Source organism: Paraglaciecola sp. (assembly GCF_039942875.1).
GTDB lineage: Bacteria > Pseudomonadota > Gammaproteobacteria > Enterobacterales > Alteromonadaceae > Paraglaciecola.
Map to the genome: position 1 here is coordinate 73,965 of NZ_JBDVBQ010000046.1, position 25,388 is coordinate 99,352.

General features: G+C 39.0%; 23 protein-coding genes. 11 read left to right on the plus strand and 12 right to left on the minus strand.

Annotated elements, in window-relative coordinates:
- Nucleotides 1-47: 47 nt before the first annotated feature.
- Entirely contained in the window at nt 48-1,019 is a 972-nt protein-coding gene (locus ABJE44_RS15890) for a class 1 fructose-bisphosphatase (protein ID WP_348111022.1), read from the minus strand.
- A gap of 237 nt (nt 1,020-1,256) precedes the next feature.
- Here ABJE44_RS15890 and mpl point away from each other — a divergent pair, with 237 nt between their 5' ends.
- Genes mpl through ABJE44_RS15905 form a run of 3 tightly spaced genes read left to right on the plus strand, consistent with a single transcriptional unit; the run spans nt 1,257 to nt 5,374 of the window.
- Nucleotides 1,257-2,654, plus strand: a complete 1,398-nt coding sequence (gene mpl, locus ABJE44_RS15895; protein WP_348111023.1) for a UDP-N-acetylmuramate:L-alanyl-gamma-D-glutamyl-meso-diaminopimelate ligase — start codon at nt 1,257-1,259, stop codon at nt 2,652-2,654.
- A 14-nt stretch (nt 2,655-2,668) separates the two neighbouring features.
- The gene (locus ABJE44_RS15900; RefSeq protein ID WP_348111024.1) at nt 2,669-3,445 is read left to right on the plus strand and encodes a S1/P1 nuclease; all 777 of its coding nucleotides are present in this window, start codon (nt 2,669-2,671) and stop codon (nt 3,443-3,445) included.
- Nucleotides 3,446-3,463: 18 nt separating this feature from the next.
- A complete protein-coding gene (locus ABJE44_RS15905; protein WP_348111025.1) occupies nt 3,464-5,374 on the plus strand; it encodes an alkaline phosphatase D family protein in 1,911 nt (636 codons plus the stop codon).
- On the opposite strand, the gene hemE is transcribed toward ABJE44_RS15905, so the two are convergent.
- Nucleotides 5,375-6,439, minus strand: coding sequence for a uroporphyrinogen decarboxylase (hemE, locus tag ABJE44_RS15910; protein ID WP_348111026.1), 1,065 nt, complete (start codon nt 6,437-6,439; stop codon nt 5,375-5,377).
- A gap of 237 nt (nt 6,440-6,676) precedes the next feature.
- Nucleotides 6,677-7,519, minus strand: a complete 843-nt coding sequence (gene nudC / locus ABJE44_RS15915) for an NAD(+) diphosphatase (protein ID WP_348111027.1) — start codon at nt 7,517-7,519, stop codon at nt 6,677-6,679.
- Between the two features lie 189 nt (nt 7,520-7,708).
- Here nudC and ABJE44_RS15920 point away from each other — a divergent pair, with 189 nt between their 5' ends.
- The 4 genes from ABJE44_RS15920 to ABJE44_RS15935 all read left to right on the plus strand — a co-directional run bounded on the left by ABJE44_RS15920 (nt 7,709) and on the right by ABJE44_RS15935 (nt 10,301).
- Complete coding sequence (locus ABJE44_RS15920) at nt 7,709-8,161, plus strand: transcriptional repressor (protein ID WP_348111028.1); 453 nt, start codon at nt 7,709-7,711, stop codon at nt 8,159-8,161.
- A 28-nt stretch (nt 8,162-8,189) separates the two neighbouring features.
- Nucleotides 8,190-8,654 carry a chemotaxis protein CheX gene (locus ABJE44_RS15925; protein WP_348111029.1) on the plus strand — a complete coding sequence of 155 codons (465 nt, stop codon included), beginning with the start codon at nt 8,190-8,192 and terminating at the stop codon, nt 8,652-8,654.
- Between the two features lie 10 nt (nt 8,655-8,664).
- Nucleotides 8,665-9,096 carry a secondary thiamine-phosphate synthase enzyme YjbQ gene (locus ABJE44_RS15930; protein ID WP_348111030.1) on the plus strand — a complete coding sequence of 144 codons (432 nt, stop codon included), beginning with the start codon at nt 8,665-8,667 and terminating at the stop codon, nt 9,094-9,096.
- Between the two features lie 86 nt (nt 9,097-9,182).
- Nucleotides 9,183-10,301: an OmpA family protein gene (locus ABJE44_RS15935; protein ID WP_348111031.1), complete on the plus strand. Its 1,119-nt coding sequence runs from the start codon at nt 9,183-9,185 to the stop codon at nt 10,299-10,301.
- A gap of 97 nt (nt 10,302-10,398) precedes the next feature.
- Here the strand turns inward: ABJE44_RS15935 and dnaB are convergent, their stop codons facing one another.
- Both dnaB and recQ read right to left on the minus strand, forming a co-directional pair.
- Nucleotides 10,399-11,796, minus strand: coding sequence for a replicative DNA helicase (gene dnaB, locus ABJE44_RS15940; RefSeq protein WP_133469795.1), 1,398 nt, complete (start codon nt 11,794-11,796; stop codon nt 10,399-10,401).
- Between the two features lie 86 nt (nt 11,797-11,882).
- The gene (recQ, locus tag ABJE44_RS15945) at nt 11,883-13,649 is read right to left on the minus strand and encodes a DNA helicase RecQ (protein WP_348111090.1); all 1,767 of its coding nucleotides are present in this window, start codon (nt 13,647-13,649) and stop codon (nt 11,883-11,885) included.
- Between the two features lie 225 nt (nt 13,650-13,874).
- Here recQ and ABJE44_RS15950 point away from each other — a divergent pair, with 225 nt between their 5' ends.
- The 3 genes from ABJE44_RS15950 to rarD all read left to right on the plus strand — a co-directional run bounded on the left by ABJE44_RS15950 (nt 13,875) and on the right by rarD (nt 16,312).
- Nucleotides 13,875-14,117: a hypothetical protein gene (locus tag ABJE44_RS15950; protein WP_348111032.1), complete on the plus strand. Its 243-nt coding sequence runs from the start codon at nt 13,875-13,877 to the stop codon at nt 14,115-14,117.
- Between the two features lie 247 nt (nt 14,118-14,364).
- Entirely contained in the window at nt 14,365-15,294 is a 930-nt protein-coding gene (locus ABJE44_RS15955; protein WP_348111033.1) for a diguanylate cyclase, read from the plus strand.
- 127 nt (nt 15,295-15,421) lie between these two features.
- Nucleotides 15,422-16,312, plus strand: a complete 891-nt coding sequence (gene rarD / locus ABJE44_RS15960) for an EamA family transporter RarD (RefSeq protein WP_348111034.1) — start codon at nt 15,422-15,424, stop codon at nt 16,310-16,312.
- Here the strand turns inward: rarD and ABJE44_RS15965 are convergent.
- Both ABJE44_RS15965 and uvrD read right to left on the minus strand, forming a co-directional pair.
- Nucleotides 16,309-17,547, minus strand: coding sequence for a diguanylate cyclase (locus ABJE44_RS15965; RefSeq protein WP_348111035.1), 1,239 nt, complete (start codon nt 17,545-17,547; stop codon nt 16,309-16,311). The two genes, rarD and ABJE44_RS15965, sit on opposite strands and share 4 nt — an antisense overlap.
- Before the next feature lie 8 nt (nt 17,548-17,555).
- Nucleotides 17,556-19,724: a DNA helicase II gene (gene uvrD / locus ABJE44_RS15970; RefSeq protein ID WP_348111036.1), complete on the minus strand. Its 2,169-nt coding sequence runs from the start codon at nt 19,722-19,724 to the stop codon at nt 17,556-17,558.
- Between the two features lie 229 nt (nt 19,725-19,953).
- Here uvrD and cysE point away from each other — a divergent pair, with 229 nt between their 5' ends.
- Nucleotides 19,954-20,733 (plus strand): serine O-acetyltransferase, encoded by a 780-nt coding sequence (gene cysE, locus ABJE44_RS15975; RefSeq protein ID WP_348111037.1) that lies wholly within the window; start codon nt 19,954-19,956, stop codon nt 20,731-20,733.
- Between the two features lie 37 nt (nt 20,734-20,770).
- Here the strand turns inward: cysE and ABJE44_RS15980 are convergent, their stop codons facing one another.
- The 5 genes from ABJE44_RS15980 to lysA form a co-directional block, all read right to left on the minus strand.
- On the minus strand, nt 20,771-21,487 hold the full coding sequence (locus ABJE44_RS15980) for an HAD-IA family hydrolase (RefSeq protein WP_348111038.1): 717 nt from the start codon (nt 21,485-21,487) through the stop codon (nt 20,771-20,773).
- A 39-nt stretch (nt 21,488-21,526) separates the two neighbouring features.
- Complete coding sequence (locus tag ABJE44_RS15985) at nt 21,527-22,420, minus strand: tyrosine recombinase XerC (RefSeq protein WP_348111039.1); 894 nt, start codon at nt 22,418-22,420, stop codon at nt 21,527-21,529.
- A 14-nt stretch (nt 22,421-22,434) separates the two neighbouring features.
- Nucleotides 22,435-23,133: a DUF484 family protein gene (locus ABJE44_RS15990; protein ID WP_348111040.1), complete on the minus strand. Its 699-nt coding sequence runs from the start codon at nt 23,131-23,133 to the stop codon at nt 22,435-22,437.
- Complete coding sequence (gene dapF / locus ABJE44_RS15995; protein WP_348111041.1) at nt 23,130-23,960, minus strand: diaminopimelate epimerase; 831 nt, start codon at nt 23,958-23,960, stop codon at nt 23,130-23,132. Before dapF ends, ABJE44_RS15990 begins: the two co-directional genes overlap by 4 nt.
- Before the next feature lie 177 nt (nt 23,961-24,137).
- Complete coding sequence (gene lysA / locus ABJE44_RS16000; protein WP_348111042.1) at nt 24,138-25,388, minus strand: diaminopimelate decarboxylase; 1,251 nt, start codon at nt 25,386-25,388, stop codon at nt 24,138-24,140.

Consider the following 25,388-nt stretch of genomic DNA (forward strand, 5'->3'; position numbering starts at 1 on the left):
GAGTAAAGGTGAGCTACTGCTCACCTTTTTTGAATAAGTAGAGTTTACTATTTATTAACGTAAGCTAGACAAGTCTCTACTTCTTCTTTAGAGCCAATTAAAACTGGTACGCGTTGATGGATTTCTGTTGGCATGACTTCCATTATACGGCCAGCTCCTGTATCTGCTAAGCCCCCTGCTTGTTCTACCAAAAATGCCATTGGGTTTGCTTCATATAATAAACGTAATTTTCCAGGCTTACTTGGGTCACGTTTGTCATAGGGATACATGAATATTCCCCCACGAGATAATACTCTATGAATATCACCTACCATTGCCGCTACCCAACGCATATTGAAGTCTTTTTCACGAGGCCCTTCGGTCCCAGCTAATAGATCACTTACATATTCTTGTATTGGGGCTTCCCAATGACGTTGGTTAGAGGCGTTAATAGAATACTCAGAGGTTTGCTCTGGCACTTTAATATTTGGGGTAGTTAAGAGAAAACCACCATGGGTTTTATCTAGTGTATATAAATGTGTGCCCTTACCTGTAGTAAGTGCAAGCATGGCTGATGGGCCATATAAAACGTAACCTGCAGCAACACTTTGTGTGCCTGGTTGTAAAAATGCAGATGGATCATCGGCATCCATCCATTGTGGAGCGTGAGTGATAGAGAAAATAGTCCCTATCAAGCTATTAATGTCTGTATTCGAAGAGCCATCTAGAGGGTCAAAGCTAACTAAGTATTTACCATCTGGGTTACAAGCTACTACGTCATCTTCTTCTTCTGAGGAAATTGCTTTTACATAGCCTGATTCACTTAGGATGTCTTTCAATATTTGGTTTGAAATTACATCTAACTTTTTCTGCGTTTCACCTTGAACGTTTTCACTTAAGGTAGAACCTAACACACCTGCTAATGCTCCCTGACTGACCCTAAAGGATATTTCTTTACATCCCGCTAAAATAGTTCTCAATAGCAGGATTAGCTCCATTGGAGCGCCGTCTTCTTGTAGTTGCGAGTTAAGTCTTTTCATGCTTTTTTACGCCTTGTGTTGTAGGAACAGAGTAGGTGACAAGTTTATTTTTTATTATTTTTGCCACAAGTTTCAATGATTGTACCTTCAAAAAGCAAGAAACTCAGCAACCGAAACGTATTCTTTATAACCGAATGTTAAGTCAGTTGAAAATGGCACATATTTTTACATTCAAAATTGGGTTCACCTTTGCTGTTCTGGTAACCTAAGAATATTGACTATATTGAACGACGAACTATGCATATACACATTCTTGGCATTTGCGGTACTTTTATGGGAGGCATCGCTGCATTAGCGAAGTCAATGGGACATAAAGTGACAGGTGCAGATGCAAATGTTTACCCTCCTATGAGCACGCAACTAGAGTCTCTTGGTATTGAGCTATTTGAAGGCTGGGATCCAAGCCAATTTAAAGTTGCATTAGACTCAAGTGACGGTTCAGAGATTCAATACGGAGAGCCAGACGTTGTCATTATTGGTAATGCTCTGTCTCGTGGTAATAAAGCCGTAGAATACGTATTAGACAGAAACTTACCTTATATAAGCGGCCCTCAATGGCTATTAGAAAATGTTTTAAAAGATCGTTGGGTACTGGCTGTATCTGGGACCCACGGAAAAACGACTACCTCAAGTATTTTGGCGTGGATATTAGAGTATGCGGAGTTAGCCCCGGGGTTTTTAATTGGCGGTATACCTCAAAATTTTGATGTGTCAGCTCGACTAGGTAAGCATCCGTTTTTTGTTATTGAAGCCGACGAATATGATAGTGCCTTTTTTGATAAGCGCTCTAAGTTCGTCCATTATCGTCCTCGCACTTTAATCATGAATAACCTTGAGTTTGACCATGCAGATATTTTTGAGGATTTAGGCGCTATTCAAAAGCAGTTTCATCATTTACTTCGTATGGTGCCTAATAATGGACTCGTGCTATCGCCTAAGTCAGATAAAGATCTTTTAAGAGTATTAGATATGGGCTGCTGGACACCGGTTCAATTTACAGGGACAGATTGGCAAGCTAATAACTTGATTGCTGATGGTAGTAAATTTGAGGTCTTGTTCAAAGGGAAGAAGCAAGGAGTCGTAACATGGGATCTGGTGGGGGAACATAATGTTAATAATGCACTTATGGCAATAGCTGCTGCTCATCATGTTGGAGTGCAGTGCCCCATAGCGATTGAGTCGCTTACCGAGTTTGTAAATGTTAAGCGACGCATGGAAGTAAAAGGTGTAGTCAATAAGGTTACTTTATATGACGACTTTGCTCACCATCCTAGCGCTATAGCTACAACCATTAATGGATTAAGGGCAAAAGTAGGAAAGGCTCGTATTTTAGCTGTGCTGGAGCCTAGATCTAATACTATGAAAATGGGGGTGCATAAAGATACCTTGGCGAAGTCATGGAGTCATGCGGACCATGTTTTTATCTTTGAACCTTCCAATTTAACTTGGTCAATGGACGACTTATTAGCCGAGAGTGATGTCACAGCCATGTTGTATAAAGATATGGATGTATTGATAAAATCAATTTTATCTTACGTACAAGCAGGTGACCATATTTTGGTGATGAGTAATGGTGGTTTCAGTGGGATCCATAAGGTGTTGCTAGAACAGCTAGCATTAATTAAAAACGATTAATTGAAGAAGTAAATATGAAATTGAAACCAATAATTTTAGGTGTAATAGTTGCTGTAATGAGTTTTCAGGCATTGTCTTGGGGGCAAATAGGACACAGGGTGACGGGTGCTATTGCTGAAAATTACTTAACTGCTGAAGCAAAATTAGCAATAGCCAAAATATTACCAAATGAAACCTTAGCTGAAGCCTCTACTTGGCCCGATGAAATGCGCTCTAACCCTAGCGAATTTTGGAAAAAAACGGCAGGTCCTTACCATTATGTAACTATCCCAGATGGGAAAACCTATGGCGAAGTAGGCGCGCCGGAACAAGGTGACGGTTTTAGTGCTTTGCAAGCTTTTACAAAGCAGCTTAAAAGTGACAAAACCACCATCGAGCAAAAGCAATTAGCATTACGTTTTATTATCCATATTATTGGTGATTTACATCAACCATTCCATGCTGGAAATGGCACCGACAGAGGCGGTAACGACGTAAAGCTTAAATTTTTTTGGCAGGACTCAAACCTACACAGAGTGTGGGATTCAGGGCTAATTGATAGTCAGCAACTTTCATATACCGAATGGAGTGCGATATTACTCGCTAAGATCAGCAAACAACAAGCACAGCAGTGGATGGATGTAGACCCACATATTTGGATTGCTGAAAGTGCTAAGCTACGGGCTAAACTTTACCCTGATTCAGATGAAATCTCATGGGACTACCAATACCAAAACTTACCTATCGTTAAAGAACGTTTGCAAATGGGCGGCGTGAGAATAGCGGCTTATTTAAATGAGCTGTTTAAGTAGGGTTGGGGTGCAGCTTAGTTGAGTCAGTCTACTTTTCAGCCTTTACCGGAAGTTTTAGCCGGGCCTATTGTTAGGCAGGTACATACAAAGCAAGTTAACTTTTGGTTAATGACCTCCAAACCTTATGATTTTGAGGTGCTGTTACATAATCTAGTTAATCAAGAAGTGCTGTTTGATGGGGCTGCTAGTACACCTGAATTATTTTCACAGGTACAGGTGGGAGAGCATGCTTTTGTAAACTTATTGACAATACCTGTAAATGTTGACGTGAAGTGCGGTACCAGAATTTACTATGATATTAAATTATGCCGCGAGAATGAGCTGCCGTTAACAATATCAGAGCTATTACCAGATTTACTTTATCAAGGGCAAACCCTGCCCAGTTTTGTGGTTAAACAAGCTGTCCGCCAGATTTTACATGGCTCTTGCCGTAAGCCTCACCATGACAGTGGTGATGGTTTGTTGGTAGTTGACTCACAGTTAGAAGCGGCGTTTAAAGATGCTCAGTGTAGCCCTGACTTGTTAATGTTATCGGGAGACCAAGTCTATACGGATGATGTAGCTGGCCCCATGTTAGTGGCAATTAAGCAAACCATTGGTCATCTTGGTTTGTTTAATGAAACCCTGTCAGGTGCGGTAATAGAACACAGCCTAGATGTCTTTGAACACCCAGATTGTTACTACCAAAGACCTAAATTATTACCCGATGAGCCAAGTGCAGAGAACACTCAAAAAAAGTTTTTTGGCGCTAAAAAGAAACCTATATTCACTTCTGTTAATGCTAACAATCATCTTATTTCGTTTGCTGAAGTCATGGCTATGTACATTTTGACTTGGTCGCCTGAGATGTGGCGCTTGGTTAATATTGATGACAAAGATATACCTATTCCTTTTCGCGCAACCTTTGCCAAAGAGAAGATTGCAATCGATCAGTTTTCGAGAGGCCTATCTAGAGTTAGGCGTGCACTGGCTCATGTTCCAGTGTATATGGTGTTTGATGATCATGATATCACCGATGATTGGAATTTAACCCGAGGCTGGGAAGAGGCAGTTTACGGTAATCAATTTGCAAAACGGATAGTAGGTAATGCATTAATAGGTTATTGGCTATGCCAAGGATGGGGGAATAATCCTCAAGATTTAGCTGGGTTATATCAGAACTGTAGGGAGCATTTTAGTAAGACGGGGATAGTTGAACACGATAAACTAGTAGACCAAGTTTTAGGTTGGGAGCATTGGCATTATCATTTGGATACGTCTCCAAAAATTTTGGTGCTGGATACCCGAACCCAGCGTTGGCGTTCTGAGTCAAATAAGAATAAGCCATCTGGTTTGATGGACTGGGAAGCTTTAAGTGAATTGCAGCAAGAGTTGATAGGTCAAGAAGCCGTTATTATGATTTCTGCGGCTCCTGTTTTTGGCGTAAAGTTAATTGAAACTATTCAAAAAGTGTTTACGTTTTTTGGAAAAGCACTGACCGTTGATGCTGAGAATTGGATGGCTCATAAGGGCACGGCTAGTGTCATCCTGAATATCTTTAGGAATCGAAAAACACCTCCTAACTTTGTGATTTTATCGGGGGATGTTCATTATTCTTTTGTGTATGACATAACTCTAAGGTTTAGGCATAACTCTCCAAACATTACTCAAATAACCAGTAGTGGTATTAAAAATGAGTTTCCAGACAGTTTGTTACAATGGTTCGACCGTTTAAATAGAGTATTTTATAGTAAATATTCACCGTTAAATTGGTTTACCCAGAGACGAAATATGTTGGTGAAACATCGTAGGCCAGATAACCATAAAGTAAGAACTTTATTAAATGGTTCAGGTATAGGGTTACTTAAAGTTGATGCCGATTGCTCAAAGGTTGAGGCGCAACAAATGTGCGCCTCGGGTAAGATAGTGACTTTTAAGAAAAAAGACTAACTACAGATGATAATGTTTACTGTACTTGTGAACCGCATCAATAAATATTTTGGCATTTTCTGGTGGAACATCTAAATGAATGCCGTGGCCTAGATTAAATACATGACCATTACCTTTTCCAAAGCCTTCTAGTATTGTTTGTACTTCTTGTTCAATTCGTTTTGCTGGTGCATACAACATTGACGGGTCCATATTGCCTTGCAGGGTAACTTTATCGCCTATCCGTTTTTTAGCATCAGCCATATCAACGGTCCAATCTAATCCCACCGCATCGCAACCTGTATCAGCAATAGACTCTAGCCACAGGCCTGCGTTTTTAGTAAATAGGGTAACAGGTACTCGTCTACCATCGTTTTCGCGAATTAAACCATCTACAATTTTATGCATATATTGTAATGAAAACTCTTTGTAATCACGCCCAGATAATACGCCCCCCCAAGTGTCAAATACCATAACAGATTGAGCACCAGCTTTAATTTGCGCGTTTAAATATAAAATAACCGAGTCAGCTAATTTATCTAGTAATAAGTGCAGGGCTTGAGGATCGCTAAATGCCATTTTTTTAATTTTGGTAAAAGCTTTACTAGAGCCACCTTCAATCATGTAAGTGGCCAAAGTCCAAGGACTACCAGAAAAACCAATAAGAGGCACTTGCCCCTGAAGGTTTTTACGGATGGTGCGCACCGCATTCATAACATAACCTAACTCAACTTCTGGATCTGGGTTAGGCAGTTTTTGTATGTCGGCCATACAAGTTAATGGGCGTTCAAATTTAGGACCTTCACCGGTTTCGAAATACAAACCTAAACCCATTGCATCTGGAATGGTAAGAATATCTGAGAATAAAATCGCAGCATCTAACTCAAATCGGCGTAACGGCTGTAATGTAACTTCACATGCAAGTTCTGCATTTTTACACAAGGACATAAAGTCGCCAGCTTGTGCACGAGTCGCTTTATATTCAGGTAAATATCGACCAGCCTGGCGCATCATCCATACGGGAGTGAAATCAACAGGTTGGCGCAATAATGCACGTAAATATCGATCGTTTTGCAGTTCTTGCATAGGTTACCTCAGATAAAAATTATTGATTATAGCGGCGTGGCTTAAAAAAAACGGCTGTATTGTAACGACTTTCAGAATATAAAGCTGAGTAATTTTGACAAAGTTTTTGAAATATTTACAAAGATTAACTGATTTTAATAGGAGATCTGGTCAAAAACGTCATATGGAAATTGAACTATAAAAATATTTTCGTGCTTTAACCAACCCACACTAGATAATGTAGGTAGGCATAGTTAATTAATTTTTCTGAATAATTTCAAGTTCAGCATTGTGTTCAATTTCCTTTAATGTGTGTTGAATGAGCTGTCCAGAAATTGAACCTGTAGGAGGAATATTAGGTAAGGCTTTCGGATCGAACCACTCTGCCTGGAGGATTTCTTTACCGTCTACTTGTATATTGCCAGAGTCAAAATCAGCTAAAAACCCTACCATTAATGAATGGGGAAATGGCCAAGGTTGGCTAGAAAAGTAGCGTAAATTTTTAACTTTTATACCTACTTCTTCGAATACTTCTCTATGTACAGCTTGCTCTAGTGTTTCACCACTTTCAACAAAACCTGCTAGGGTAGAGAACATATTTCTGGCTCGTTGTGGTTTGCCTTGAGCTAATAAAATTGTATTTTGATGCCGAATAGAAACAATTATACAGGGTGAAATTCTAGGATAGCAGCGGTGTTGGCACCTAGAACATTGTAACGCCATTTCCCATTCAATTTGCTGCATGACACTACCGCATTGACCACAAAAGCGATGGGTTCGTATAAATAAAGCTACCTGCCAAGCCCTAGATATAACGCTAAAGAAAGCACTGTCTATTTGGAATAATAAGGTGCGTATGCTAACGAGCGTATATTCATCATTTCTTATTTGTTCACTCCCCATATCTATCAATAAGCAAGGAATATCTAGATGACTACCTACTTTAACTATTTGTTCTTGATATTCGTGGGCAAAATCAAGGGCTCCCCAAGTGCTAACAAGGAGTTCAGGGCTATCCACTTTTTGAAATATTTTGTCACCATTTATTATTAACCAAATGGCTTTTGTATCGGGTGTCACAGATATATTTTGTTCTATCATGCTTTATTCTAAAAAGAGGTTTTCGGGGTAGATTATCATACCTATTACAGTGGATGCTTGTCTGTTAATAAATATGGTATCTAATATGTTCCAACTAGTGATATTTATTTGTGTTGTTAAACTATCGATTAGGGGGAATCGATAATTAATTAATGATAGTATTTGGCTGTTCATTTTGAAGGAAGTAATGTGACTACCACAGACCAAGCAAGTATAGATAACCAAGTATATAAGGCGCGGCAATTTTGTGAAGATAAAGGTGCAAGATTTACCCTGCTAAGAGAAAAAGTATATGGCCTGCTATTAGAGCAAGGTGGGGCTGTTGGGGCGTATGAATTATTAGATACGCTAAAATTAACGGAATCAAATGCAAAGCCTGCAACTGTGTATCGTACCTTGGACTTTCTATTAGAGTTTGGGCTGATCCACAAAATTGAATCAACTAATGCTTTTGTTGCCTGTCATCATTTTGACTGTCTTCATCCTGTACAGTTTTTAATATGTGATACATGTGGTGAAGTAACTGAAATTCAGTCTGCAGGCCTTAAAGATACATTAGATAAACAAGCATTAAGTGTAGGCTTTAATGTCGTAAAACAAACCATTGAGGCACACGGTACTTGTTCCGATTGTAGGGATTAACTTAACCTCGAATAAAAGAGCTAACTAAATGAATGCTGAATTTATTAACCCTTTTGTAGCTGCGCTACTGAATGTATTAAAAACTATGGCTCAAGTTGAGCTGGTGCCGGGCAAGCCGCGTAAAAAAACTGATGAGAAAGCCGGTGGGGATGTGTCTGGCCTAATTGGTATGGTTGGAGACAATATCCAGGGCTCTTTATCTATATCATTTGAAGAAAGTTTAGTATTTGAAATTATGGAAAAAATGTTAGGCGAGAAGCCTGAAAGCATAGACTCAGATGTAAAAGATATGGTGGGTGAAATAACTAACATGATTTGTGGCGGCGCTAAAAGTGACTTAGATCAAAAAGGGTTTGATTTTGGTATGGCGACTCCTATCGTGGTTTCAGGAAAAAATCACAGTGTAGACCACCAAGTTGATGGTAAAAAAATGGTGATGCCTTTTTCCCACCCATCGGGAAAATTATATTTAGAAATGTGTTTTAACAAATAAGCTTTTATACATGTCTGTTTGGCTGCAACAACCTATTGTGTTGAGTAAGAAATCCCGAGGGTATCACCTGATTACCAGCGAGGTGATTAAACAGCTACCTTTTATCCTGGAAATTGAGGTTGGCTTGCTACATTTATTTATTCAACATACTAGCGCAAGTATAACTATCAACGAAAATGCAGATCCAACTGTTAGATTAGATATGGAAACCCATATCAACAAAATGGCGCCTGAAAATATGGCCTACTATATGCATGACTATGAAGGTGCGGATGATATGCCTGCCCATATAAAATCCAGTTTGTTAGGGAGTAATTTAACCATCCCTATTTCTGGCGGGCAATTAGCCTTAGGCACATGGCAGGGCATTATTTTAGGTGAACATCGTAATTTAGCTGGAAACCGTCACTTAATTGCGACAGTTTCAGGTAAAAAAATGTAAATAAACAATAAAGCGGTTGCTTTCATTTTAATCATATATATGATCGCGCCCATTGTTATAAATTGAGATACATAGGAATAGTTGAAATGAAAAAATTATTGATTGCCAGTGTAGTAGCTGCTGCTATAAGTACTGCGGTTCAAGCAGAAGATAAAGCCAACGACAAATGGGTTGCTGGATTCGCTGAATATTATTTAACAGATGAAAGTGAATCAGGAGCTCCAAATTTTTTAGATAACGGTACTGGAATTGGTGCTGAGTTTGGTTATAGATTTGCGCCAGAATGGGCTACTAGGCTTGAAGTTTCTCATTTAAACATTGACGCCTCACCTGCTGATGAGTCAGGTAACCGTGTTGGTGTTGATGCATTGTATTTTCTACCAGAAGACCTTTTATATGTTTTTGGTGGTTTAAAATACACTAAAATCGTAGATGGCGGTTCTATGGTAAACGTTGGTCTTGGTAAACATTGGCATGTGAATGATGATGTTGCTGTTATAACTGAAGTAGCTGCTTATCAAGGTTTAGATGATAGTAATGAAACTCATGTTGGTTTTAAACTTGGCCTAGCATATACCTTTGGTGGCTCTGCGACTTCTAGCGCAAGTACTGATACTGACAGTGATGGTGTTGCTGATGGTCAAGATAACTGCCCTAACACAGCTTACGGTACCACAGTTGACGCGTATGGTTGTGCACTAGTTGCAGATGTTGCGCCTGCATCAGTAGTAGTAACTGATACAGATGGCGATGGTGTTGCTGACGATCTTGACGAATGTGCTAACACTCCAAGCACAGACGTGGTTGATGCAACGGGTTGTGGTGTATTTATCGAAGAAGAAGTATCTTCTAATATCAAAGTATTGTTTGCAAATAACAGTTCTGTAGTAACTAACCCTAATGATTCTCAGTTCCAAGATTTCGTGGACTTCATGAATCGTTACCCTTCAGCTGATGCGCTTATCGAAGGACATTCATCTGCTCCAGGCGCAGCTGATTATAATATGTACCTTTCTCAGAAGCGTGCCGATGCAATCCGTACATTGTTAGTAGAACAATACGGTGTTGATGCTGATAGATTGACGACTCAGGGTTACGGTGAAACTCAATTGTTAGATACTGCAAATACAGCAGAAGCTAACAAAAAGAACCGTCGTATCATTGCAATTGTATCTGCAAGTGAGCGTGTTAAATTACAAAAGTAATTTAAGCTTTTAAATAAAAAAAGAGATGCAATTGCATCTCTTTTTTTTATCTTAAATTTAGTCGTTAGATAAGCTATGACTATTTTATAGGCTTTAATTAATACTCGTCATCTAAAGCTGGGCCTGCATAATTATCAAATCTTGAAAACTGTCCTTGGAAAGTAAGGCGAGAGGTTCCAATTGGTCCGTTACGTTGTTTTCCAATAATTATTTCTGCTATTCCTTGTTCGGTACTTTGCTCGTTATAAACTTCATCCCGATAGATAAACATGATCAAATCTGCGTCTTGCTCTATTGAACCTGATTCCCTCAAGTCAGAGTTGATTGGGCGTTTGTCACTTCGTTGCTCCAAGCTACGGTTTAACTGTGAAAGTGCCACCACAGGTACTTCTAACTCTTTCGCTAGTGATTTGAGTGAGCGTGATATTTCAGCTATCTCTAAGGTACGGTTATCGCTTAAGCCTGGTACTTGCATGAGTTGTAGGTAATCAATCATGATTAAACTAATCCCGCCTTTGTCACGAGCAAGTTTTCTAGCGCGGGTACGAACTTCCATAGGCGTCAGGCCAGACGAATCATCAATAAATAGATTATCTTTGTCTTTTAACATTGCCATGGTGTTAGACATGCGAGCCCAGTCTTCGTCATCTAATTGTGCGGTACGGACTTTGGTTTGATCTACACGGCTTAGTGACGCTAACATCCGCATCATGATTTGTTCAGAGGGCATCTCAAGACTAAATACTAAAACGGGCTTCTCTTCCAATAACATGGCATTTTCACACAGATTCATGGCGAATGTTGTTTTACCCATTGAAGGCCTAGCTGCCACTATAATTAAATCAGATGGCTGTAAGCCACTGGTTTTTTTATCTAAATCTGTATATCCAGTGGAGACGCCCGTTACTTCTTTATTACTTTTAACTAGTACTTCTAATCGGTCAATAGTTTTGGTTAATACTGCTTCTACATTTTTTGGGCCTTCGTCTTTACCTGTTCTTTTTTCTGCAATTTCAAATACTTTACTTTCGGCCATATCCAGAATTTCGCCTGAGTTTCGGCCTTCTGGGTTATAACCGGTGTCGGCAATTTCATGTGCTACGCCTATTAATTCTCGAGTAACAGCCCGCTCTTTAATAATACTGGCGTAAGCTGAAACGTTAGCTGAGCTAGGCGTATTTTTTGCTAACTCCCCTAAATAGGCAAAACCACCAGCATCTTCCAGCTCGTCTAATTCTTCAAGGTTTTCAGAAACAGTAATCAGATCTATTGGCTGATTTTTTGTAAGCAGGCGTATGATGGCAGCATAAATGATCTGATGAGAGCGGTTGTAAAAATCTTCAACTACTACGGACTCAGCAACTTTATCCCAAGAATCAGGGGCAATAAGCATACTTCCCAAAACCGACTGCTCTGCTTCGATTGAGTGAGGAGGGACTTTTAATTTTTCGACTTTATCGTCCGAATTTTTCTTAGGAACTGCTTTTACAGGCATTGTTTTTTCAGTTGAATTACGGGCGAATAGTATGCGTTAAAAGCAGCTCAAAAGTAAACCTTGAGAGGCGTAAGTATGTAGACCATTTACTTATTAAGATGTGCCGAAATAGTAGAAATGAATCGCTCACCATAGCGGCTTAATTTTGTTTGCCCTACGCCATGGATATCTAAAAACTCGACTTCAGACTCTGGGCATTTATTAGCCATGTCAGCTAAACTGGCATCACTGAACACCACAAAGGGAGGCACGTCGTCTTGCTCTGCGATTTTCTTACGTAAATGTTTGAGCTTGGCGAATAAGGCTCTATCGTAGTCGGGAGTTTGCCAAGACTTTTGGTTGCCAAAGTTCATATCAAGCCTAGGCACGGCTAATTGTACATCTTGAGACTTTTGAAGAATGGGTCTGGCTTCTTCAGTTAATTTCAGCACTGCATTCTGCGTTATGTCGACCCTAATAAATCCCCTATGTATCAATTGGTTTATAATATTGTGCCAGTAGGCATCAGATTTATCTTTACCTATAGCAAAAGTACTCAGTTCATTATGTTGTTGTTCAATTATTTTTTTTAATTGTTTGCCCCGCAAAACATCAATTAAATATTGGCTAGCAACGCTTTGTTTTAGTCTAAGGATACACGATAGGACCTTTTGTGCTTCAACTGTCCCCTCAAACGCTTTAGGTGGATCTAAGCAAATATCGCAGTTACCACAATGCCCCGCTGAATATTCTGCAAAGTAGTTGAGCAATACTTGTCTACGACAAGTTTGGGCTTCTCCAAAGGCTTCCATTGCTGCAAATTTTTGTAATTCGATAGCATTACGTTCTGGGTTTTCACCACTGGATATCCATTGTTTAATTCGACTTGTGTCTTTTTCATCAAATAATAATAGAGCTTCAGCAGGCATTCCATCTCGACCAGCTCTGCCGATTTCTTGATAGTAAGATTCAATGCTTCTTGGTAAATCAAAATGCAATACAAACCGCACATTAGATTTATCTATACCCATTCCGAATGCAACGGTAGCGACTATGATATCGATTTTATCTTGAATGAAATCTCTTTGTATAATATCTCGAATATTGGGTTCTAGACCCGCATGATAACCTGCGCTGTTAATACCCTTACGTGCAAGAGCCATAGCCAAGTCGTCTACTTTGCTGCGACTATTACAATAAATTATACCGCTGCCTTCTTGCTGCTTTACAAAGCTAATGACTTGGTCAGTTGCTTTATATTTTGTGACTTGGTTATAGCGAATATTAGGGCGATCGAAACTGCCTTTAAAAATAAAAGGGGCCTTTAAGTTAAGTTGTAAGCTGATATCGGCACGTGTTGCAAGGTCTGCTGTTGCTGTCAAACCCATGATCGGTACGTCAGGAAAGTGGTTTTTAAGTTGCCCGAGTAGCCGGTAGTCTTTCCGAAAATCATGGCCCCAATGGGATACGCAGTGAGCTTCGTCTACGGCAATTAAACTGATACATAAGCTTTTTAAGCGTGCAATAAACTCGAGTTGCATTAATCTTTCTGGTGCTACATAAATTAACTTGTATTGGTTGTCCTGCATCCCTTTATATATCTTGAAAATGTCCTCGTATGAGAGGTTAGAGTTAATGTATGCGGCATTGACTCCGTAGGTTAATAGTCCGTCAACTTGGTCTTTCATCAATGAGATAAGGGGGGATACTACTATGGTTAGTCCCGGCAGTAATAATGCAGGTATTTGATAGCAAAGGGATTTTCCACCGCCAGTAGGCATTAAAACTAAGCAGTCTTGTTTATCTAGCACGCTAGAGATGACTTCAGATTGACCGTCTCTAAATTGGTCATATCCAAAAGTATTTTTTAAAATCTCTCTCGCTTTGGATAAGGGATTAGCTGATGATGGAGAGTGATTAGGTGCTTGCTCAGACAAAGATTTCTCAATGGGAATAATTTATCTAGTAAGTTTACGTGTTTTTAACTGAGTGTTCACTTGCTATCACTTAAAAAAGCACTTTGAGTTTATGAGCGCGGTATAAATATACATGACAACAGAATCATTGCGGCCTCAGTTATCAGTTTCTTAAATATTGAAATGCCGTTCAATCAATTAGTAGAGTTTAAGGTTGAGCATGTTGGGGGAGATAGAGTAGAAATTATCCTTCAATGGGATGATTTACAAACTGAAGTCGAGATCACACAGTATTACCAACAGTTACCTAATGGTAGCACTTTGGATATGGGGGGAGATTACTTGCGCCCAAGGTTTATTGCATCAGCTGAAGTAATACGTAAAGGAAATAAAGTCGCTGTCTGCAAAATGAACTTACATAATTAATCAGGTTTGCATATCGCAACTAGTACAGTGACTTGTGTTATCTAAGACTCTGAAAAATAACATAATAATATATTTGTGGTGGAAAGTTACCAGACAGGCGGGCGGTTGAAAGAAGACCTCATCTCTTTTTTAAAAAGAAAATACTTTATTGTTGCCAAATATTTAGACAATATGCAGAAGAGCATTTAGTTAATTTATTATCAGTCAATCGTGGCAGGTAGCTTGTAGATTAAATTTCAGGGAAGTTATGACAGTTTTTCAACAAAATCTTACATTGCTGATTGTTGATGATGATGTTGTGAATATATCAACACTTACGTCCCTGTTCGCTCAATTGTTTAATATTGAGGTTGCTCATGATGGAAAAGCTGCGCTACAAAGTATCTTGTTAAAAGATATAGATTTAGTGTTGAGCAAAGTGGACGCGCCAATGATTAACGGTCAAGAGTTATGTACATTCGTGAAAGACAATCGTTTAACATCACATATCCCAATAGTTTTACTTACTCAAAATGCAACGGCTGATGAAGAGGAAGCATGTTTAAGCATAGGTGCAATTGATTATATAGACCTAAATGCCCGTCCAAAAACGATACTCTTCAGGATTAAAAACCATATGAATATGGTGGCTCAGCAGAAAAGATTAGCTCAAGTATCCTGCACGGATGGCTTAACGGGGTTAGCCAATAGAATGCAGTTAGACACTATGCTAAATAAAGAATGGTATGCCGCTGTTCGTGGTAACCATTCAGTCGCTATCTTGCTGATTGATATTGATAACTTTAAATTATTTAATGACGAGTTTGGCCATTTGGAAGGTGACAAATGTTTAAAAACTGTGGCGTCGATTATTGCTAAAAGTAAAAGACGGGAAAGAGACTTTGCGGCTAGGTACGGGGGCGAGGAGTTTGTACTATTGTTACCATTTACAGATTTAGAAGGTGCAATTCAAGTCGCTGATAGTTTAATTTCTAAAATTAGAAATAGAAATATCAACGCTGCTAAAGATGCTCATTTTCCCATGGTGACTATAAGTGTTGGCATTACGGCTTATGTTCCTAAACATAATAAAGGAATCATCAAGAACCCAATAGATCTTCTTAATTGTGCAGACAAACATTTATTTAAAGCTAAACAAAATGGCAGAAATTGTTATTCGGCGTCAGAAGAATTTTAGAGGTTAGTTAAGTTTGCCCCATATGTTCAAAGAATAATAAATATTCATTCACCCTTGATTGCAATTCCTTTTGGCATAACTCACACTGCGCCACTAAATTATCCTGTTTTTTATTCGGTACGTATTTTTGAACCAAAAACCTGTTAAATCTGGTGTGCTATTCGCTATTGCAGCTTATGTGATGTGGGGCTTGGCGCCCATGTATTTTAAAGCCTTGAATGAAATGGCGGCTCCAGAGATTATGATGCATAGGGTGTTTTGGTCTGTGCCTGTATTATTTATTCTGTTATTGGCTAGAAGAAAACTTGGCCAAGTCATTGTCGCTATCCTAGCCCCTAAAATTTTAAAAACATTGCTAGTTAGCGGGTTGTTGTTAGCCGTTAATTGGTTGGTGTTTATTTGGGCTATTAATAATGACCGTTTGTTAGAATCTAGTCTTGGTTACTTCATTAATCCACTTATAAATGTGGCACTAGCGAGGGTCTTTTTAGGAGAGAAACTGACCCGATTACAAGGTGTGGCTGTTGCAGTTGTGTTTATTGGAGTAGTGAACGTTTTGGTTGCATATGGGGAACTTCCTTGGGTGTCTTTGGTTTTAGCTGGAACTTTTAGCTGTTATGGCTTATTACGCAAGAAAGTTGCTGTTGAATCAATGCCTGGTTTATTTATTGAAAGTCTTTTTATGTTTCCGTTTGCTGTCGCTTATTGGATAGTAGTTCAGCCGGAACATAGTAACTTAATAACCAATGATATTGAGTTAAACAGCCTTCTTGTATTGGCTGGAGTGATCACTACTGTGCCACTATTATGTTTTACAGCAGCAGCCAGACGTATTCGTTATACCACTTTAGGTTTCTTTCAATATATAGGTCCGAGCATAATGTTTGTTTTGGCCGTGGGGGTTTATGGAGAACCTATTGATAGTACCAAAATTTTTACTTTTATTTGTGTTTGGGCCGCTTTGATTATTTATGTGTATGATCTACTCAGAGTATATAAACAAGCTCCCAAAGTTTAATCTGATACTACTTTGTTGCGGCCACTGTTTTTGGCTGTATATAAAAGTTCATCAGCTTTACGTATCATTCCCTTTATACCAGCGCTATTACTGTGGGTAAGACCAATACTCACAGTACAAGACAAGGTTTGTTTTTCAAACGTCAATTTTTTATTGCTCATAGCAAGACGAAATTTTTCAATTATTTCTGATACTTCATCTTTAGGGATATTGGTAAAATATACACAAAACTCTTCTCCACCAAATCTGGCTGCAGTGTAGTCAGAAAAGTAGTCTGCAACTAATTTGGCTATTTCTTTGAGGGTATAATCTCCACAATCATGGCCATATGTATCGTTTATGTTTTTGAAATGATCCACATCAACAATCGCTAAGCTTTCTAATTTAGGGTTAATTTTTTGTAACGCTTCAACTCGTGTAAAAAAATAACGGCGGTTAGGTAATCCAGTTAAATAATCTGAATTGGCTACTCGTCTAATGGTTTCAATGTTCTCTAGTCTTTCTATATTTTGCATCACCCTACAAAAGAACTCCTCGTGGGAATAGGATTTATGTAGGTAATCCGTGGCACCGCTTTTAATAAAGCGTGCCGACAGACCACTAGTTGTATCAGCAGTAATGCCAATGATCCCTAAGTCTTCTTTAGAATGGGTGAGACGTAACTCTGAAATAAGCTGTATTGCAGACGAGTCAGACAAATTTTCGTCAATAATCACTAAGCGAATATTTGAATTGTGGCGCAAAGCCTGGATACTCTGTTCTGAGTTTACGGCTTCAAAAGTAATGAAGTTATGACGTTTAAGTAGGGCTGTCATAGCATTTCTGCTATTTCTAGATTGATTTGCGACTAATACCGCTATTTTTTTATTTTTGTCTAAGCGACTTAATAAACGAGTTAAGTATTCATACACTTGAGCGTTTTCTTTGGGAATATAATCCACAATATTCTTTTCAAGAATAATACTTCTTGTGGTTTCATCTAGGTTTTCAGTAACAACAATCGTGGGTAAGAAAGAATCAATTGTAAAATCAATTGCTTCTCCGTTAGGCGCATCCGCTAGATTAAAGTCGACTACAGCGCATAAATATTCTTCAGGTGTAGAACTACAGAAAACATGTTTTGCCTCGACTAAGCTAGTGGTGCAAACGGGTTGCAAATTAGCATCAGAAATAAGACGTTGCATTACAAGCATACTTGTTTGGTTGTTTTCGACTATTAATACTTTATGTTGCATTGATTCTTTTAAACCTTAGCTAACTTAGCGAAAGACATGACAAGCCATTTACTACCAAAGTCATCAAAGTTGACTTGAATACGAGCATGCTCTCCAGAGCCTTCGTAATTGAGCACTGTACCTTCAGCAAACTTGGGGTGGCAAACTCTTTCTCCTAATTGAAAGGCAGATGATTCAAATGAGGTATGCCCTGTTGCTGGGGTAAATCGATTATGTACAGGACGAGAGATAGTCGTGCGTAGTCTTACTTCTTCTATGTGTTCTGATGGTATTTCTTTAATAAACCGTGATGGAGTGTGGTATTTGTCTTGCCCGTATACTCGTCTGTTTTCAGCGTAGGTGATATACAGTTTTTGCATAGCCCGGGTCATGCCCACGTAACAAAGCCGGCGTTCTTCTTCTATCTTGCCTGGCTCTTCATTACTCATTTGGCTTGGAAACATGCCTTCTTCTACACCAACCATAAACACTAAAGGGAACTCTAAACCTTTAGCTGTATGGATTGTCATCATTTGTACTGCGTCTTGATGGCTATCGGCTTGGGTGTCGCCAGCTTCTAAAGAAGCGTGTGCCAAGAAGGCTGAAAGTGGGGTCATATTGTCAGCTTCTTCTGGTACTACAAATTGTTTACATGCTGTGACCAGTTCTTCTAAGTTTTCGATTCTTGCTTGGGCTTTTTCGCCTTTCTCTGCTTTATACATGGCGTACAGGCCAGAGTGTTTTATCACATAGTCGGCTTGTTGCTCTAAAGGCAATTCAATAATATCTTGTCTTAACTCCTTAATGAGTTTCATAAAGGCGTCGAGAGCATTTGAGGCTCGGCCATTAAGCCTTTTTTCAGCTAACATTTTGGCACTGGCATCCCACATAGATAATTCAGAATCTCGTGCTAGCTCTCTTACTTGGGATAAGGTTTTATCTCCTAAACCTCGAGTAGGTGTGTTTACAATTCTTTCGTAGGCCGCATCATCAATAGTTTGATTGATAATACGAAGATAACTCAGTGCATCACGAATTTCTTGTCGTTCAAAGAATCGTAACCCACCGTAAATTCGATACGGAATTAATTCTTGAAGTAGAGCTTCTTCTAATACCCGAGATTGTGCGTTACTTCGATAAAGGATAGCACAATCAGTTAAGGCGTTGCCGTTGTCACTCCACTCTTTTATTCGTGAAACGTTAAAGCGCGCTTCATCAAGTTCATTGAAACCCGCATACAAGGATATTAATTCTCCTTGACTATCCTCGGTCCATAATTCTTTACCAAGACGGCCGCTGTTATTATCAATCACTGCATTTGCAGCTTTTAATATATTGCCTGTAGAGCGATAGTTTTGCTCCAGGCGAATAGTGCTTGCGCCCTTAAAGTCTCTTAAAAAGTGTTGAATGTTCTCAACGTTGGCGCCGCGCCAGCCATATATAGATTGGTCATCATCTCCCACAATAATCATATTGTTAGTGGGTGCTGCTAGTAATCGTAACCATGCATATTGAATATTGTTGGTGTCTTGAAACTCGTCTACCAGTATCGCTCTAAAGCGTTTTTGATAATGTTGTAAAATGTGCGGGTTGTTTAACCATAACTCGTGAGCTCTAAGTAATAATTCAGCAAAGTCTACTAAACCTGCGCGGTCACATGTTTGCTGATAGGTTTGGTAAATTTCACGCATTTTCTGTTGAGTAGCATCACCATTTGTCTCAATATGTTGTGGGCGTAAACCTTCATCTTTATTGCCATTGATATACCACTGCACATGCTTAGGTGCCCAATGTTTTTCATCTAGGTTTAAACTTTTAAGTACACGTCTTACTAATCTATATTGATCATCTGAGTCTAAAATAGTGAAATTTTCGGGTAAATTCACATCGGCATAATGGGTGCGAAGTAATCTGTGGGCTATACCATGAAAGGTTCCAATCCACATTGAGTTGAGAGCAGACCCTTGCAGCTGCTCTACTCTGCCACGCATTTCTTTGGCGGCTTTATTGGTAAAGGTTACTGCTAAAATCCCATAAGGTGCAATATTTTCAACTTCCATTAACCATGCAATACGGTGCACTAAAACACGAGTCTTACCACTACCGGCACCTGCTAAAATTAGCATGTCAGATGCGGGAGCTGCTACAGCATCCCTTTGTTTATCGTTTAATTGGTCTAGAAGTCGAGATACGTCCATTACACTACATGTCGTCAAAAAAATTATGTGACTAGTATATCAGTAATACTGTATTTAATTACACTAGACTATAAAATTGTAAATTTGCCCCAATTGTATTGAGTAGTGTTCTACAAACAACGTTTATCGTTATTTTAATGTTAAGTTGGTAAAATGGAAATTACTGAAATTATTGAATGTATAAATGGTTCTAGTGAATATGAGTACACCCCTAGTCGAGGAATAGCAAATGACGATAGAGTTTTGGCAGCGTTTAAAATCTGAAGCGCAAACTTTGGTGACCAAAGAGCCGTTATTGGCGAGTTATGTGCACAAATGTATTTTAGCCCATCATAATTTCGAAACCGCATTGAGTTTTATTTTATCCACAAAGCTAGCGGATGACGTAATGGGATCTTTATCATTACGAGAAATGTTTGAGCAGAGTTATTTATTGCACCCTGAGATAGTTGAGGCAGTTGTTGGTGATGTTGAAGCTGTGTATAACCGCGACCCAGCAGTGCATTCTTATTTAACTGTATTGTTGAATTTCAAGGGGTTTCACGCTATTCAAGTGCACAGATTAGCTCATCAATTGTGGTTAGCTGATAGGCATGACTTAGCGCTGTTTATACAGAGTCGTAATTCTGAAGTGTTCTCAGTAGATATTCACCCCGCAGCACGTATTGGCCAAGGAGTGATGTTTGATCATGCCACTGGGATTGTTGTAGGAGAAACCGCGGTAATTGAAAATAATGTATCTGTCATGCAATCGGTTACTCTAGGGGGCACAGGTAATGAAGCAGGAGACCGCCACCCTAAAATTAAAGAAGGGGTTATGATTGGTGCCGGTGCAAAAATCTTGGGTAACATTACTATTGGTAAAGGCGCTAAAGTTGGAGCGGGTAGTGTGGTATTAAATGATGTGCCAGCACATGTTACCGTTGCAGGTATTCCTGCTAAAATAGTCGGTAAACCAACCTGTCAAAGTCCCTGTGAAACCATGAATCAAAATATACTTGAAGACTAAATATTTTATAGGTTGAACTCAGTGTTAACTATCCTATTTATATAAGTAAAAGTAGCTCTTCAAGCTTATCAAGTTGTACATGAGGTATAGTTGTTACGTGTTCATTCACCAACGCCATTGTTCTATTTTCTGCATACCAAGCGGTTTGATAGCCAGATTTTAATGCGCCCCATATGTCTTTATGTAAGTCATCTCCCACATGCAAGATATTACTCTCTGGCAGTTTTAAAAATTGCTTTGAGGCTTCGAACATAGCGCTATTAGGCTTCATGGGTAAGGTTAAAGACGCTTTCAGCGTTTTTGAAAAATAAGGCGCTATGCCAATTTGTTCGAGGTTAACATTACCATTAGTGATAGCTACAAGAGGAAGCTTTGCAGACAGGGCTGCTAATAAAGAATGAATATTTTTGGATAATGAAAAGTTACTCCTCTGAAAATAAAAATAATCAAAACTATGCTGAGCAGCTTCTTTAGCCGCCTCTGGTAATAGCCCTAAGTGTATAAAACCAGAATGCATGGTTGAGTAGCGCAATTGTCCCATGTCATGTTTTAACATTGGTTTGCTTCTTAAGACATTTAATTGATGGGTTTTCCAAAAGTATTCATCTGTGTTTTTAGTCTCAGGATAGTGTTTTTCTAGCCATGCAAAGAGAGCGTGATTTGCTTTCACGATAATGGGGTAGTTGTTGTATAAGGTGTCATCTAAGTCAAAGGTAATAGCCTTAACTTTTTTTAGTTTTTTATAAAAAATCATTCGTGATTAATGGTTCTTCTATAAGTGTATGACGGCGCATTATTTATTCTTTTTAGCTCTAGGGTGGGCGTTGTCATAGACAGTTGCTAAATGCTGAAAATTTAAATGAGTATAAACTTGAGTCGTTGCAAGGTTAGCATGGCCTAAAAGCTCTTGAACACCTCTTAGGTCAGAGCTTGATTCTAATATATGAGTTGCAAAGCTATGCCTTAATTTATGGGGATTGACAGATTGTTTTAAATCTTGATTTGCTGCCCATAGTTTCATTCGCTTAGCAATTTGGCGAGTGCTGATCCTATTTTTTCGTTTACTTAGAAATAATGCTGGTTCAGCCTCATCGGCAAATTCAGGTCGTAATTTTAACCACTCTGAGATTGCTAACATTGCCACTTTACCTATTGGGAGTAGGCGCTCTTTGCTGCCTTTGCCTAATACTCGTAGTTGGCAGTTGGCTTCTATACTTTGCAAGTTCAGAGATGCTAATTCTGCTAATCGTAAACCACAACTGTACATGAGCTCCATTATTGCCTTATCTCTGACTGCCAGTATGTCGTCATTTTTGATATCGAGTAATTGATGCATTTCATCAACGTTTAGTTGCTTAGGTAAAGGTTTACCTTGCTTAGGAGCGCTAATCGAAGTGGCAGGATTTTGAGTTAGGACATTTTGTTGAATCAAAAAAGCACAAAACCCTCTGATTGCTGATAACCGTAATGCGATTGAGCGGGGGTTAAGGTCTTTTCTTCTGGCTTGATTTAAAATATGCCGCACATTATGAGTGTCAAATAATGTCCAGTTATCAATATTTAAGTCCTCAAAAGCGGCATTAAGCTGCCTTTGGTAGCTATCAATAGACTTACCTGCAAGGTGCTTTTCATACTTTAGATAAAACAGATATTTGTCTAACCAAGACTGCAAACTTGGCGCTAACATAATGACGCGCGCTGTTAGTAGGTAAGCATTTTAGGCAATAACACGCCTAAAAACTGTTGTAACTGAGTGATTAGCAAGGTGTCCATATCTGGATTAAAGTGACTAGCATCTCTGCTACCAATTGCTAAGATTCCTAGCTCTCCAGTTTCACCAATCAGTAATAATGCCACTGAGTTGGCTTCTTGATCGTTGAACAACAATTTACGCTCGTGCTCACTTAAGCGGCCAAAGAAAAATTGATTACGTTGAAAACGCTTTTCAATAAATAATCTACGTTGAATTTCAGGAAGTGCGTGGGGGCCTTTGAATGGCTTAATAGTGACAGCTGATAATTCGAGGTTCTCTTGGATAACTTCTTCTAGGGTAAATTTTATTTCATCTAAATCTTTACATTTTAAGATACGCAGGTTTAAGTCAGCATAGACTCGATATATCGCTTCATTTTGTTTGGCGATAGAAATCAATTGGTTTAGTTTATGATTTAATGTCCTGACTTTTTTACGCAACTGCTCACTTTGCAACTCAACTAGAGAAACGCTTCCTTTAAGGGAATGCGGAATATTTATTTTTTCAATTAAATGAGGATACAGTGCAAAAAAATCAGGGTTTTCAAGTAAGTAAGTGGCTACTGACTCATGGGATAAAGTGGCTGGCTCCTCAAAATTAGAGTTTATGTCAGTATTGTTTTTATATTGTTCCAAACTCTCACTCATATGTTTATATGTCCATCAAATACATGTTCAGCTGTTCCCGTCATTTTTAAGACATTATCTTTGCCTTGCCAACGTATTTTTAAACTTCCACCAGGTAAATCTACTCTAACATCTTTACTTAATTTGTTGTGTATTTGTCCAATAGCCACTGCGGCGCACGCACCACTTCCGCAGGCTAGGGTTTCACCTGCTCCACGCTCATAAACCCTTAACTTGACATGGTTAGGGTTGATGATTTGCATAAAGCCGACATTTGCGCCTTCAGTAAATCTTTCATGTTGCTCAAGTAAAGGTCCCATTCCTTCAACATCTGCTTTTTGTACGTCATCAACCAGTAATACACAATGAGGATTACCCATAGATACGGCACCACAGAAGAAAGTATGGCCTTCTGCCCGCAACACATAGATTTTTTCTTGCTTCTTAGCTTTTATTGGTACCATATGAGGTTCAAATTTTGGAACTCCCATATTGACCGTGACTTGGCCATCTTTTTCAAGATATAAAACCATACGCCCTGCTTTGGTACTCACTACGATTTTATTACGATTGATCAAACCTCTCATTTTGACAAATCGTGCGAAACATCGAGCGCCATTACCACATTGTGATACTTCGGACCCGTCAGCGTTGAATATTCTATAATGAAAATCTTGCTCAGGGTCATAGGGAGGCTCGACCAACAATAGTTGATCGAATCCTACTCCAAAATTTCTATCTGAGAGCTGTTGTATTTTCTCTTTTGAAAAGAAAACATTCTGGGTGACGTTATCAATGACCATAAAATCATTGCCCAGACCATGCATCTTTGAAAACTGGATTTGCATTGTAATTACTTAGCTAAAATTGTTATCTAACCGCTTTAAGCAGGTCGTTAGATTCGTTGCTCACAGTTATATCATTTCAAATAAAGACTGACCATGTCTTTAGCTAACATCAGCAAAAATAATCTAAATAACTTTCTGTTTTAACATAATTTTGTAATAAACAAGTTTACCAATAAACTAGGTTGGTATGTGTTCACTCTCAAATAAGCTCTCGATAGTTTCTCTGTCTCTTATTAAGTGAGCCTCTGCATCATCAATTAGAATTTCGGCTGCACGACCACGGCTATTATAGTTTGAAGCCATCACAAAGCCGTAAGCGCCCGCGCTTCTTACTGCAAGATAGTCATTGGGGGCAATTGCAAGCTCTCGTTCTTTTCCTAAAAAGTCACCTGTTTCACAAATGGGCCCTACTACATCATAGGTGGCCACTGCTCGGTCTAAATCTGTTTTAAGAGGAATAATATTTTGCCATGCTGAATATAATGAAGGACGGATTAAGTCGTTCATAGCTGCATCTACAATTGCAAAATTTTTCTCATCACCTGCTTTTAAAAACTCAACTTTTGTCAATAACACGCCGGCGTTTGCCATGATGGCGCGGCCAGGTTCAAAAATAAGTAATAAGTCTTCACGCCCTTGCATGCGCTCCGCAATTGCTTGGGTGTACTCATCAGGGTGAGGAGCTTTTTCGTTATTGTAAGTGACCCCTAATCCACCACCAACATCTAAATGTTTCAGATGAATGCCGTGTTCTGCTAACTCGTCAATCAAGGCTAATAAAATATCTAACGCATCAACAAAAGGTGATAGCTCAGTTAATTGAGAGCCAATATGGCAATCAATACCAATTACATTCAAAAATGGCAGGCTCTTGGCGTATTGATATATTTCAACTGCATTTTGACGGGCTACTCCAAATTTGTTGGCTTTTAGCCCTGTAGAAATATAAGGATGAGTGTTGGCATCAACATCTGGGTTTACCCTAATTGAAATAGGTGCGTGTTTACCATGTTGTTCGGCCACTTCATTAATTCTGGCTAATTCGCTGCGAGATTCAACGTTGAAACACTTGATGTTATGTTCTAGTCCAAGGGCTATCTCTGCTTCTGTTTTACCTACCCCAGAAAATACTACTTTGCCGGGGTCGCCACCCGCCTTAAGTACTCGTAATAATTCTCCTCCTGACACTATGTCGAAACCAGAGCCTAGTTTTGCCATTACATTTAACACAGCTAGATTAGAATTGGCTTTAACCGCATAACAAATTAGATGAGGCTGTTCACCAGCTGCTTTATTGAAAGCATGCCAATGACGCTCTATTGTAGCTTTTGAATAGACATAACATGGTGTTTTAAATTCTTCAGCTACGGCAGTCAACGAGACATTTTCAGCGTAGAGTTCTTGGTTTTTATATGCAAAGTAATCCAT